The sequence below is a fragment of the Corynebacterium pacaense genome (genome assembly GCF_900169525.1).
Lineage (GTDB): Bacteria > Actinomycetota > Actinomycetes > Mycobacteriales > Mycobacteriaceae > Corynebacterium > Corynebacterium pacaense.
The window spans coordinates 1,056,763-1,069,759 of the sequence record NZ_LT821239.1 but is presented as its reverse complement, the minus strand read 5'-3'; the positions used below and the strand labels follow the sequence as shown (position 1 = coordinate 1,069,759).

Sequence of the window (12,997 nt, the reverse complement as noted above, 5' to 3'; positions counted from 1 at the left end):
TATCCCCTTAAATGCGAAATTGCGTGATAGTGACTTCAGGCTTAAAGGGTACATGAGCAGGTTCAGAATGGGGACCCGTGGGCGCGGTCCTAGTAAGGGGGATTCTCGGACTGTCCCGCCGCACCCAGCGGTGCCAGCTCCCTGGCCTGTCCGGCCTCATGCCCGGAATCTTCTCCGGTGTCCCTCCCGGGGCCGGTATCCCCCTCCCCCTCCTCGGGCAGATAGTCATCGAAGCGATCCTCCGGGACGGTGACGCCGTCGGGCATTTTGAGCGTGCTCTCCCTGGTCTCCCGGAAACCGAGGATGTGCTGGTTCATGTCGATGCCGAGGTTGATGGCCCGCAGCCGGACGGCACTGCGCCGCTCGTTGTTCTCGCTTGTCCACTGGCTGAGGTAGAGCACGCCGTGCGCGATGATCGGCAGGCCCCGCACCAGCGACTGGTGGGCGTTGACGGCGAGTCTGCCCCAGGCCTCCACATCGATGTAGAGCTGGTCGATGTTGTGCCAGGTATCGCCCTTGTAATAGGAACGGGAGGAGGCGACGCGCAGCTTCAGCACGCCGTGCCCCTTCGCCTTATCGAAGATCGGATCGTGGGTGATTCTGCCGGTGATGGTGATCGGGTTGTTCTGCATGGGATGTCCTTGGCCCTTCTTCGTTGTGGATGGTCGTTCACCGCGAAGTGTGACAGGAAATCCGGTTGCCGTAAAACAGCACCACCGCCGTTCTGTGGATGGTTCCACTCCATCCACAGATCGGCGGTGATCCGACAGTGGCCGCTTGACCGCGCCCGCCGGGAGAGGGCCTAATCCTTGCCGGACCCCGGTGGCCCGAACTCGGAGTTGAAGTAGTCCTCCTGGGGGTCGTGCCCCTGGTTGATCCTGGAGAGCATCTCGTTGTACTCCGTCATATCAATGTCATCGGTTTCAGCGGCCCGCTTCTCATAGGCGTGCTCCTTGACGCGTTCCTCCTTGAACCAGCCCCGGAACAGATAGCCGAAGACGATGATCAGCGGGAAGGACCCCGATGCCCACGCGATGCCGCCACCGACGAGCTGATCATAGGCGAGATCGACCTCCCAGGGCAGATCCAGTCTGAGGTAGAAGTCCTCGGCCAGGATATCCCTCAGCTGCATCAGGTAGACGCCGAAGAAGAGATGGAAGGGCATGGAGAAGACCAGCCAGGCGAGCCGGGAGATGTGTGTCCGCTCGACGGGTTTGATGTCCGGGCCGATCATCTCCCAGTAGTAGACGTATCCGGAGATCACGAACACGAAGTTCATGATCAGGTGCCCGGCGTGCTCGGAGACCATGAGCTCGTAGAGCGGGGTGAGGTAGAGGAAATAGAAGATGAGGATGAACTGGACGGTGTTCACCGCGGGATGCATGATGAAGTTCATCAGGGGGTTGTTGACCATCGCCAGTACCCATTCATGGGGGCCGGGCCGCCCGGGCTCCCCCGGATCGACGGCCTCCAGGATGAGGTTGAGCGGTGCACCCAGAACCAGGAACACCGGCACGACCATGGACAGGATCATGTGGGCGACCATGTGCATGGAGAAGGTCGCGGGCATGTTCATACCGATACCCGAGGAGACCGTCACCGCCAGGGTGAAACAGCCCAGCATCCACCAGAAGGTGCGCAGGTGGCTCCATCGTTTGCCCCTGCGGTGCAGGAGGTAGAGGCCGCGGAGATAGGCCGCGGCGAGGAGGATGGCGATGGTTCCCAGCGCGATGTCGAAGCGCCACATGGTGAAGACATTGGACAGGGTCGGCTGCTTCTCCAGGGCGTATCCGATCTCAATGGCCATCACCGACAGATCCGGGTTGCGCGGTGGCGGTGGAGGGGTGCGTCCCATCGAGATCGCGATTCCGGTGACCGCGGCCATTACCAGCACCTCCACGATCGCCAGTCGCGCGAAGAGCCGGGAGTTGGATGGGTCCCTCGCGATCCTGGGCAGGGTGAGTACGCGGTGCAGCAGACCGAGGCCGGCGAGGACGATGACCCCGGCCATCTTGGTGACGACGAGCAGACCGTAGGTGGTGGTGAACCAGTCCGACCACTGGATCCGGACCGCGGCGTTGATCACTCCGGACATCGCCATTCCGAAGAGGGCGAAGGACGCGATCTTCGAGTAGCGGCTGACCGCGAGATCGAGGTTGGGGCCGAGTCGACGGCAGTGCGCGATCAGTGCCATGAGCCCACCGACCCACAGCAGCATGAACACCAGGTGCCAGAGCAGGGAGTTCGTCCCGTAGTCGTGGTCACCACCGGACGCGGAGTGACCCTCCAGGCCCAGCGGGACAACCATGAAGAAGGATCCGACAAGCAGCAGGGGCTGGGTGATCCAGTGCCTGCTCAACAGGCCGGGCAGTCCCACGATGAAGGCGAACACCGCGCTCCACAACCAGGCCCTGGCAACGGCGAGCTGCTCCAGGCCGATGGGCCACGATGCCGGTTGGACCGCCACGGAGAAGGGTTGGCCGGAGACATCGGAGAAGACCAGCGGAATCATCAGCAGTGCGATGAGTCCGAAGCAGACCGCCGCCACCGCACCGGTCCTGGCCGCGATGCTGCCGTCGGCGTTGAGGGCGGCACGACGGAGGTCATTGTGCCCGTCGACGGTGCGGGGTCCGATGAGGAAGGTGGAGGCCAGAAAGCTGCCCGCGGACAGGGCCGCGAGCATCCAGCCCACGGCCCGGAAGAACGGCAGGCTGATCGTGGTGAAGGCGCCCGGGTAGGGGATGCCCAGGGCCGCCAGGGAACCGGAGAGAAAACCCCAGGATATCCACGCCCCGACCGTACCCGCGACAAGAAGGAACAGGAGGTACAAGGGCCAGGTGGGCCGCACCGTCGAGCCATCGTTGCGTTCCTGATCCGGCACCGTTTTTTGAATCGGCACGGATCCGCCACCCGGGCTTCCGACTTCGGCCTGCTCATCCATGCCCCCTAATCTAACTCCCGGCACCGGTGCAACCATAGTTGGCGGATCGATTTGGCAGCCCAACCCGGGTGTACGGTAAAGTTCCCAATCGGACGATAGTTGTTGGCGCGGTGCTGAAAGCCGTTGCCGGCGGAGCCGTCCCGGCCCCCGTAGCTCAGTGGATAGAGCACCGGACTTCTAATCCGATGGTCGTTGGTTCGAATCCAATCGGGGGCACCCATCCGAATTTTTCAAGGTCGCAGGACAGACATTCCTGCGCTGGATCCTGGAGAGCATCAACCGTGAACCAGTCATCCACCGCCGCATCGGCCGCAGCCGGTATCGTCACCGCAATCGTCGGATTCACCAGTTCCTTCGTGGTGATCCTCACCGGCCTGCGCGCCGTCGGTGCCTCCGACGGCCAGGCGGCCAGCGGCCTGCTCGCCCTGTGTGTCGTGGTCGGCTTATCGACGCTCTGGTTGGCACTGCGTCACCGTGTCCCGGTGACCACGGCGTGGTCCACCCCGGGTGGAGCGGTGCTCGGTACGGCCGGGGCGTCGGCAAGCGGTTTCGGTGACGCGGTGGGTGCATTCATCATCTGCGCCGTCCTCCTCCTGCTCTCCGGTCTATGGCCCGCCCTCGGACGTCTGGCCTCCGCCATCCCCGCACCTATCGCCCAGGCGATGCTCGCCGGCGTGCTCTTCCCGCTGTGTCTGCGCGCCGTGACGGGGCTCGAGGAATCCCCTGCGGCGGTCGCCCCGGTACTGATCGTCTGGCTGCTGGGGATTGTCCTCCTGCCGAAATGGGCGGTTCCCCTGGCCTTCCTCGCCACGGGGATGGTGGTGGGCGTTCACCTGGCGTCCTCCGGGGCGCAGGTTCACGCCGGCGACATGGTGCCCTCGATCGAGCTCACCGCACCGACGTTTAGCCTCGGCGCCATCGTGGGCATCGCCCTGCCTCTTTATGTGGTGACCATGGCATCGCAGAATCTTCCGGGTGTTGCGGTGCTGCGCAGCTACGGCTATCAGGCCCCCTGGCGCGACTCGCTGGTGACCACCGGGGTGGGCAGCCTGCTCGCCGCACCCTTCGGCGGCAACTCGGTGAACCTCGCGGCGATCTCCGCGGCCCTCGCCGCCGCACCGGAGACCGGGGTCGCCGCGGAACGCCGCTGGCTCAACGCCGTGTGGTGCGGGGCCAGCTACATCGTGCTCGCCGTGTCAGCCGCGGCCGTGGTCACGCTTGCCGGTGCCGCACCCGCTGGGCTGCTGGCGGCGGTCGCGGGCGTCGCTCTGCTGGGTGCCTTCGGCGGTGCCGTGCAGGGCGCCTGGGCCGAAACGCAATTGCGGTTGCCGGTGGTGGTGACCTTCCTGGTCGCGGCCTCGGGGGCGGTGTTCGCCGGAATCGGTGCCGCATTCTGGGCCCTTGTCGCCGGTGTGCTGATGTCCCTGCTGATCAATCTCACCTCCAGCGGACGTCTCCGCCGTCGGGGCGCCGGGGGTTGATCCGGTCGGCCGTGGCGGTGTTCAGCGCATTGTTGCAGGGGATCGGATCATGAGGCGGGCGGGGAATCCGGACGCCCGATCGGGTAGTCACCGTGATAGGTCGTGGTGGTGAAGCGAGAAAGCGGAGTGTGGATGTCGGGACTATTGACCGCGAAGTTGTTGATCGTCCACGTGGTGTTGCCGACGTTGATCGTCATTGCTCCGGTGTAGGTGATCATCGGGACAGCTCCCCATATGTAGCCGGTGTCCCCCGGCGCCACCGTCACCTCCTGCTCTGCATGAAACACTTCAGAAAAGGACAGCTCGGATTCGTGGTCCTCCGATATCGAGGCCGAGAGAATATCTCCGAGCTTCAACCCTGCGCTCACACTGGTTCCCGTGGTCACGCTCACCTCCGATTCATATCCGCTCGACAGGGAGACACTCCCGGATTCGCCGTCTCCGGGGAGCATATATCCCGACGCCAGCAGTTTTTCCTGGGTTGAAGGGGCCTTTGTGTTGACTTTGAAGGCGCAGCTCGCCGAATTGTTCGTACTGGTGCAGAACCGTTGCACGAGGGTCGCCGCCTGGGCATCGGTGGCGTCGATTGTCTGCTCCGTGTGCGTGGAGCTCTCCACCTCCCAGGCGCCATTGCCGACATAATTGGATTGAAGTCCGACCCCCGCACTGTAGGAGGAGCTGACCGAGCGTGCACCCATGGCGTTCACCGACAACTTGATCGTGGCGCTTCCCCGGTTGATGCCGGTGGTGTCGACGAGGTCATAGACAGCGGTGACCGTGGTTGTCTTCGCAGCTCGGAACACCACCTCAAAGTCCTGATATCCCTGGCCGGGATCCAGAATGGTTCCGGGCTGCGGCACACCGGCGTTATCGCCGCTGACACTGCGAAGCACCATCACATAGGGGCTGTTGTTGTAGAGCGGAATGCTCAGGCTCGACTTGGGAATCCCTTCAAGGCCACCGCCCGATGAACTCGACGAGCCTTGGACAAGGTCGCTGGAGAGAACCGGGGCTGCGACGGCGGGTGCCGCCAGCTGTATTATGATCCCGGCTGTCGCGATTGAGGCCGCCAGCTTTCCCCGTGTGATGCTTTTCATTGCTGATTCTCCTCGAGGATCGTTGTTGTGTTGAGATGGAGCCGAATCATGGCAGTGCCACCGCGTCATCGGGTGGGGTGTCAGGGCTGTTGAGGGGGTCCTCCCCTGCCCAGGTACCGGCACGGAAACTGCTCATCGGACGCGAGGCATCAGGGGTGTTGACCTGGACCTGCTGCACGGAGTACGTGGAGCCGCCGAGTTTGATCTGGATCGTTCCGGCGAAAGTGGTGACAGGAATACTGCCCCAGATGTATCCGGTGTAGCCGGGGTCCACTTCAATGGCCTCCGAGGCGGTGAAGGTGTTCTCGAAGCTCGTTCCCTCACCGTAGGTCGTCTTGATCCCGGCGCTGAACACCCCCTCGAGCCCGATCTTGATGCTCCCCGAGACAGACCAGGTGTCGGAAGAGGATGCCTTGTACCCGCTGCTGATGCTCAGGCTGCTCGGCTCATTGCTTCCACCCGGCTTGTTGTAGGAGGTGGCCAGCAGCTTCATCTGTGTTGCAGGAGCCCGGGAACCAGGGATGAACGTACAGGTGTAGGTGGTACTCGGGTTATTGCAGAAGGAATCGACGATGTTCGCGGCCATGGGATCATTGGCCTGGTACGTAGCCGGGTTCGAGCTGGTGCTCACCACCTGGAAGCCACTGCTGTACCCCGAGACGGTAAACGGCAGCGCGGAGCCATTGAGGCCAGTAAAGGTTCCCTTTGCTGAGGTATCGCCGAAGGCGTCAACGCTCATCTGGAGAACAGCGGTCCCCGTCTTGTTCCCCGCCGCATCGTAGAGGTCGTAGTTCGCCCAGTCCGTTGTCTTTTTCGCTGCCCGGAACACCACCTCGAAATCGTGGTATCCGACTCCCGGCTGGAGCGTCTCGCCCACCGGCTGGTGCCCGGCGTTATCCCCACCTGTGCCGGTGAGAACCATTTTTCCGAGCGTGTTATTGAAGATATGGATGCCTTTGCTGGTCTTGCCCAGCAGATGGTCCCTGGCAGCGGAACTGCCCTCACTGGAGCCGACCGCGGTCGCCGGTCCCACCGTCATGCCGATCAGTGCGACTGCGCTGATGGCACACACTGCGCCGCGGCGCACAATTGCGTGAATACTCATGGTTTCTCCCTGACTCAACGTGCACGATTATCTGAAGATGGATTGACCGCCTGCGCGGTTGACGGCGGAGAATCCGGGCTGTTGAGGGGATCATTGCCCAGCCACGATCCCCATCGGAACTCGCTGATGCCCCGGCTCGAGTCGGGGGTATTCAGGGAAACATTCACGATCTGGTACGCGGAGTTTCCGAGCTTGACGTTCATCGTTCCCTGATAAATGGTCACCGGGACCGAACCCCAGATGTATCCGGTGTATCCGGGGGCAACCGGCTCCGAGACACCTGCATCAAAGGTGTTCGTCCATGTCGCCTTCCTGCCGTACGTGCCCTCGATGCCCGCGTCGAAAATCCCGCCGATTTCGGTGTCCGCGGATACCGTCACCGACCAGCTCGTTGAGCTGGATGCATCATAGCCGCTGGTCACAGATACTGTGCCGGACGTGGGACTATTCGCCTGCGTATAGGCCTGTGCCAGCAGCGCATCGCGGTTGCCAGATGTCCGGCTCGTCGGGTTGAAGGTGCAGGTCGCGGCTGTCCCTGCCTTGTCGCAGTAGTTGGCAACCAGTGCCGCCGCCGTCGACGACTGCGCGTCGACGATGATCGGCGTGCTCGAATTACTCACGACCTGGAATCCATCACTGTAGCTGGACACCTTCAGCGGCAGGGCGGACCCATCGAGGGCGGTGAAGGTTCCCTTCGCCGAGGTATCAGCTATCGCATCGACGCTCATCTGCAGTGTCGCGGTGCCGATCTTGACCCCTGCGGGATCATATAGGTCATAGGTGGCCCAGTCCGTGGTCTTCTTCGCCGCACGGAACACGACCTCGAAATCGTGGTAGCCGCTGCCCGGAAGCAGGGTCTCGCCCACCGGTTGATGTCCTGCGCTGTCCCCGCCGGTACCGGTGAGCACCATGTTCCCCAGGGTGTTGTTGTAGATGTGAATCCCCTGGCTCGTCTTCCCCAGCAGATGATCCCTGACAGTGGAGCTGCCCGCACTGGAACCAACAGCTCCGGCGGTGCCCGCAGTCATGCCCATCACCGCTGTGACGGTGACGGCGCCCAGTGCGCAGAACCGCGCAATCCTTCGAACAGTCATGTACTTCCTCTCATCGAATTCCGAGCCCCCATGGACCCTGATGTTGAACCGGTGCAACCGGTATGGGAGATCATCTCCGGCACCGCTCCAAAACCGCTCCAACGGTCGCTCCAATGCAGCATCGGCCCGGGCAGCTAAGCTTGCACCCCGCGCGGGATCCTCCAGGCGACTGCGGTACTTGCCAGCATCACGGCACCAGCGAGCAGAAATCCCGCTGAGCTTCCCCATGACGAGGACACGACCGCAAAGCTGAAAACTCCGAGAGCTCCTCCCAGCTGACGGCCGGTGGAGCACCATGCAGCGGCACGTCCCTGGCGGCCTTCGGGGTACAGCGACAGGGCATATGCGGTCATGGGCGCCATCAGCAACGCGATACCGCATCCGACAGGCACCATGCCGAAGATGGTCAACGGAAGCATTCCCCAGGCAAAGCCCCCGGACATGATCATCAGACCCATCGCCATGGATGATGCTCCTGCCACGCCACTGCGCCGCGGAGCGGGTGAGAACCGGGATCTGGTGAGTACGAGCGTTGTTGCGAGCATGGCCAGGATGAGGGGCAGCAGTGACAAGCCGGCCGAGGTGGGGCTCAGGTGCAGCGCCCGCTGCACCTCGGATGCCCCGTAGACGGTGGCGATGGTCATGGACAGACCAAGGCCGGCCAACACGACGAAGGGCGGGAGCACCGCCCTCCTGCGGGAACTGCCCGCTCGAACCGGTGCAGAGGCCGGGGGCTGCGAGGCCTGTGCACCGGCACGCGTGCCCGCGACGATCAGCATCGCCGCCAACCCGACCGGAACGCCCACTCCGAAGCCGAGCCGCCAGGTGACACACTGCGCCAGCACGCCGCCAAGAGCGGGGCCGATCACCGCCGATGTCTGCCCCAACCCGGTGACCACTGCAATCGCCCTGGTGCGCTGATCGGGATGGGTGAGGGCGACCAGGGCGGTGCTCGCGGGCATCAGTACCGCTGCGGCAAGTCCCGCGACGGCTCTCCACATGATCAGCTCCGTCGCTGAACTGGCCGTACTCAATCCCAGGGAGGCGATGGCAAAGCCCAGGCATCCACACAGGAAGGAGCGCCGGGGACTGAGGTAATCCACAGTCGGGCCGGCGCAGGGCAGAAAGATTCCGAGGCTCAGGAGATAGGAGGCCACCATCCAGGTCTGATCCCGCGGGCTGAGTGCCAGTTCATCGCTCATCGTGGGGATCATCGTGCCCACGATGGAGGAATCGAGCACCAGCACGGACATGCCGGCGGACGCCGCGATCAGAACCGCCGTCCGCGGTCTCATTCCCGCCCTGCACAGTTGCTCGCTATGGGCGCCGAAGCTCACGGAACGAGCGTTGCGACGGGCGTGGCGGGGATGGTTGAGCGCAGCGCCCCGGCCCGGCGATGGATCAGCTCCGCCTGAATCATCATCATCAGTGCGAGCATGATGAGGATTTCACCGAATCCGCCCGTTTCGCTGGCATGGAGGAAATAGGCGACGGTTCCCAGAACGAATTTGGATGCGATCAGGCCGAGGAAAAGACCGACCGTAAGAACGGTGCCCTTGCTGTAGACCTTTCCTTCTTCGACCCAGAGCCGTGTCAGGCGTCCGCGAATCTGTCCAACCACCAGGCTCAGCACGACACTGATGATGAGAAAGATGGCCGCGAGACGTGTCTGGGGTGGATGAATCCCGCCGAGCACAAGTCCTGCTACTCCATAGATCAGGGGAAGTTTGAAACGTGTCGCGGCCACGACTTCATGCTGGCGTGTCTGCTGGTAGATGGCGTAGGTCGTCAGCGCCAGGATGCCGACGAGTTCAAACGGGGACATGACGGACCCCACCTTTCCGTGGACTGGAACCGGGACGATCCCGGTAGCGCTATAGTGCGCTTGCCTGTTCCAATACTGATCCAATCGGAGTGGATCAGCTTCTAGTCCAGGCCGAGAGCCTCCGCCGTTGTCATGACCAGGCCCTCAGACCATGCGGACTCGGCTTCTTCAGGACCGAGCGCTGCCCGGGATCTGTCGAGAAACTCCTGCGTGTACTTTCTGCTGGGCCACCCGATCCCGGCGCGCCTGCTCTGCTCCTGCGATGCGGCGAACAGTGCCACCGCCTCACGGTGTCTGCCGCTGGCGGCCATGAGATAGGCCTGCCCTTCGATGGGCATCGCCTCAAGGCGCGCTCCGAGGAGAAGCTGCACGGTGGTCATCCGGCGATTCCACTCCAATCCGCTCTCCGGGTCCCCATAGGGCACGGAGAGGGTGGCCCCGATGATGCAGCACACCCACACAGCGAGAAGTACACCGGCGTCCTCTGCTCGCCGGTGGATGTCGATCGCCATCTCAATGCTCTCCTGCAACGGGGTATGCGGCATCGCAGCGAAACACTCGACCGCTTCTGCCATCAGGGCGAAGTCCGCAGGACCTTCGTCGGCCAGCGCACGAAGCCTGATCCCGACATCGGCAACCATGGCGAAGTCATTGTGCAAAGCGCCGGTCAGAGCGGTGGAAATGAGAAAATCTGCCACGTCTTCCCTGCGGTCACCGGGCACGTGGCAGAGGTTTCCCATTCCTGCGCGCAGGAGCGGCTCAGCCAGATCCTTCCTTCCCGCCATTTCATAGTTGCCCGCCAGGCTGAGTGTGGTAATCGCCAGATCGATCGGATCCGCGTCTCCAGGAGAAGCCACCCGGATCGCAGTCTGCAGCCATCGCTGCGCCTCGATCATCCGGGCGCTGTAATACCAGAAGTTCGTGATACGCGACAGCACAAAGTACGCGAAGGCGTCGGGTTCATCCCCCAGCAGCGTCTCCAGCGATTCACGCACGCTGCCGAAATCCCTGTCAAAGGTCCGGTACCACCCGCCAGCATCGGCATGTCCCGACCTCGGCCGTCGATCAAGCATGGCACGCAGCCATCGGTGCCGCGACTCCACAGCGTCGTCCCGCTCCCCTGACTGCTCCAGCGTGATGGTGGCATGGGCCCGCACGGTGGCCAATTGGCGGAAGGTCGATTCCACCCCGGGTTCAGTGGACCGGGCGACATGGAGCATGCACCGATTGACCAGGGACTCCAGTATCGATTCGACCTCTTCGGGCGAAAGCGGGTCAAAGCCTGCCACCTCAGCGGCGCATCGGCGCGTGATGGTGCCACGCAACACCGACAATCTGCGATGCACCAGCCGTTCCGGCTCACTAAGCAGGCGGTAGCTTCCCTCAATGACGGCATGAAGGGTGACCGGTTCGCGCATTCCCCTTCCGAGTCGCCGCAAGCTCCCCGGATTGCTCTCCACTTGGCGACGCACCTCGTCCAGGGAGGCGGTGCGCACCCGGGCCGCCGCCAGCTCGAGCGCCAAGGGAAGTCCGTCGAGAGCATTGCAGATTTCCACCGCGCACACCCGTTCCTCCTGACCGATCGCCAAGGTGGGATCGGCTTCACGCACCCTGGCCATGAAGAGCTTCAATGCACTTGATTCAGACGCTCCCGCCACTTCAGGCGTGGAAAGAGGAGACAAAGGCCAGAGAATCTCGCCGGGTAGAGCAAGGGGTTCGCGGCTGGTCGCCACCACGTGCAGAGATGACTCGCTGCTGAGGATTTCTCCGCACAGCGAATGAATCGATTCGGCGAGATGTTCGCAGTTATCAAGCAGCAGCAATATCTGCCGCTCACTCGTATAGGCCCGCAGCTGCTCGACGGCGTCGCCCGAACCTCCAACCGAGATTCCCAGCGTGGAAGCCACTAACTCGCCGACCAGGTCCGCATCGTCAATGGAAGCCAGATCGATGAACCACACACCGTCGCTAAAGCTCGGAGCCACCGTGCGGGCAACCTCGATGGCCAGGCTCGTCTTGCCACACCCAGCCGGGCCGACAATGGTGACCAGCTGATCGGTGGTGAGCATGGAGGTCAATGCTGATACTTCCGCTTCGCGCCCGATGAGTACGTTGTGCCTGCGCGGCAGCACCACGGTGTGCGGAGCCTGCCGCGCCCGGCGGGTGGGCCCGCGCAAGCCTTCATCTCGGTCAAGGAGCCGGCGATGGAGAGCGCGCAGTTCGGTTCCCGGTTCAAGGCCGAGTTCATTGAGGAAAGCAGCCCTGGCCTGCCGGTAAGCTGCCAGCGCGTCATCCGGGCGGCCCACTCGGTACAGTGCGAGCATCCGGTGCGCCCATACCTCCTCATTCAGAGGCAGCTCACGGATGAGAATGCCGGTTTCCACCACAGCCTCCTCCGCCTCACCGACAGCCAGCAGACCCGCGACCCTGCGGATACGCACCTGTTCATGCAGCTCGACCAGGCGTCCGACGGTGGCCGCAGACCACCATGCGTCTGCGGCGTCGCCAAGTGGGGTTCCCCTCCACAGCTCCAGCGCCTCGGTGGACTGGCGCAGGGCGCGTACAGGATCACTGCGCAGCAGGGCCAGGGAGCTCTCGGCAAGACTGACAAACCTCAGAGAATCGGCCTGCTCGGCGGCGAGCACCAGGCGGTAACCTCCCGGCTCGGTGACAAGCACCGTCGGCGGTGTCGTGCGATCGCGACCGGGTTCCAGGAGCTGACGCAGGCGCCAGATGTGACTCTCCAGTGTCGATTGCGAACCGCGCGCGGCAGATTCCCCCCACACCGCCTCCATCAGAGCTTCCACCGAGACGCGCTCATTGAGCCGCGACAGGAGAACGGCCAGGACAGCCTGCGGACGCTTTCCCAGCTTGATCGCCTCACCATCGACGACAATCTCCACGGGCCCAAGGTCCCGGATCCGCACGTTCACCGGCTCAGATTAGCACTCCTGCATACGCGCTGAACAGCAATTTCTTCCCGTGGTACGGAGCCTCCTGCCCCACCGTCTTTCGCCTCTTGCTTTGCGACGCCCTCCGCCTGCGCCCCCATCGCCCACGACAGAGATTTCTCCGAGAATCGGTTTCGCAAAATGAAGCAACTACCTGCTGTTTTGTTCAATCTAGCACCGGTGCACTAACATTGCACGTGCTGCGTAACGCACGTTATTGCGGCAATGGTGGCTGTAGTTCAGCTGGTAGAGCACCAGGTTGTGATCCTGGGTGTCGCGGGTTCGAGCCCCGTCAGCCACCCCGAGTAAGTCAGGTATGAGCGTGTGATCGAGGTTTTAACTTCGACTACTGTTCATACCTGACTTTGTTTTATCGTGATGGGACCGGCACGAGCGGCAAATTGAGACTAAGAATCCTCTGCCTGTGGATCACAGTTTAGAAGATTCCCCTCTTCAAATGACCACTGATAGCCTCGAAAACAGTCTTTAGACTGTGGCCAGTT

9 protein-coding genes and 2 tRNA genes are annotated in these 12,997 nt (G+C 63.0%); 3 read left to right on the top strand and 8 right to left on the bottom strand.

Going from position 1 to position 12,997, the window contains the following annotated elements; all coding sequences use genetic code 11:
* Positions 1-89 precede the first annotated feature (89 nt).
* Both B7E02_RS05090 and B7E02_RS05085 read right to left on the bottom strand, forming a co-directional pair.
* Positions 90-632, bottom strand: a complete 543-nt coding sequence (locus B7E02_RS05090; protein ID WP_080793654.1) for a single-stranded DNA-binding protein — start codon at positions 630-632, stop codon at positions 90-92.
* 170 nt (positions 633-802) lie between these two features.
* Positions 803-2,941: a bifunctional copper resistance protein CopD/cytochrome c oxidase assembly protein gene (locus B7E02_RS05085; protein WP_080793652.1), complete on the bottom strand. Its 2,139-nt coding sequence runs from the start codon at positions 2,939-2,941 to the stop codon at positions 803-805.
* A gap of 143 nt (positions 2,942-3,084) precedes the next feature.
* Here B7E02_RS05085 and B7E02_RS05080 point away from each other — a divergent pair.
* Both B7E02_RS05080 and B7E02_RS05075 read left to right on the top strand, forming a co-directional pair.
* Positions 3,085-3,157, top strand: a tRNA-Arg gene (locus tag B7E02_RS05080).
* A gap of 65 nt (positions 3,158-3,222) precedes the next feature.
* Positions 3,223-4,422 (top strand): benzoate/H(+) symporter BenE family transporter, encoded by a 1,200-nt coding sequence (locus B7E02_RS05075; protein ID WP_179129659.1) that lies wholly within the window; start codon positions 3,223-3,225, stop codon positions 4,420-4,422.
* A 47-nt stretch (positions 4,423-4,469) separates the two neighbouring features.
* Here B7E02_RS05075 and B7E02_RS05070 read toward each other — a convergent pair whose 3' ends face one another.
* From B7E02_RS05070 to B7E02_RS05045, 6 genes are all read right to left on the bottom strand, one after another.
* Positions 4,470-5,519: a hypothetical protein gene (locus tag B7E02_RS05070; RefSeq protein ID WP_080793648.1), complete on the bottom strand. Its 1,050-nt coding sequence runs from the start codon at positions 5,517-5,519 to the stop codon at positions 4,470-4,472.
* 46 nt (positions 5,520-5,565) lie between these two features.
* Positions 5,566-6,624 carry a hypothetical protein gene (locus B7E02_RS05065; RefSeq protein WP_143336649.1) on the bottom strand — a complete coding sequence of 353 codons (1,059 nt, stop codon included), beginning with the start codon at positions 6,622-6,624 and terminating at the stop codon, positions 5,566-5,568.
* A gap of 14 nt (positions 6,625-6,638) precedes the next feature.
* Positions 6,639-7,718: a hypothetical protein gene (locus B7E02_RS05060; protein WP_143336648.1), complete on the bottom strand. Its 1,080-nt coding sequence runs from the start codon at positions 7,716-7,718 to the stop codon at positions 6,639-6,641.
* A 134-nt stretch (positions 7,719-7,852) separates the two neighbouring features.
* Positions 7,853-9,013 carry an MFS transporter gene (locus B7E02_RS05055; RefSeq protein WP_080793642.1) on the bottom strand — a complete coding sequence of 387 codons (1,161 nt, stop codon included), beginning with the start codon at positions 9,011-9,013 and terminating at the stop codon, positions 7,853-7,855.
* 38 nt (positions 9,014-9,051) lie between these two features.
* Complete coding sequence (locus tag B7E02_RS05050) at positions 9,052-9,543, bottom strand: DUF1453 family protein (protein ID WP_080793640.1); 492 nt, start codon at positions 9,541-9,543, stop codon at positions 9,052-9,054.
* A 101-nt stretch (positions 9,544-9,644) separates the two neighbouring features.
* The gene (locus B7E02_RS05045; RefSeq protein ID WP_080793639.1) at positions 9,645-12,476 is read right to left on the bottom strand and encodes an AfsR/SARP family transcriptional regulator; all 2,832 of its coding nucleotides are present in this window, start codon (positions 12,474-12,476) and stop codon (positions 9,645-9,647) included.
* A 246-nt stretch (positions 12,477-12,722) separates the two neighbouring features.
* Here B7E02_RS05045 and B7E02_RS05040 point away from each other — a divergent pair.
* Positions 12,723-12,795: transfer RNA gene (locus B7E02_RS05040), tRNA-His, on the top strand.
* Positions 12,796-12,997 lie beyond the last annotated feature (202 nt).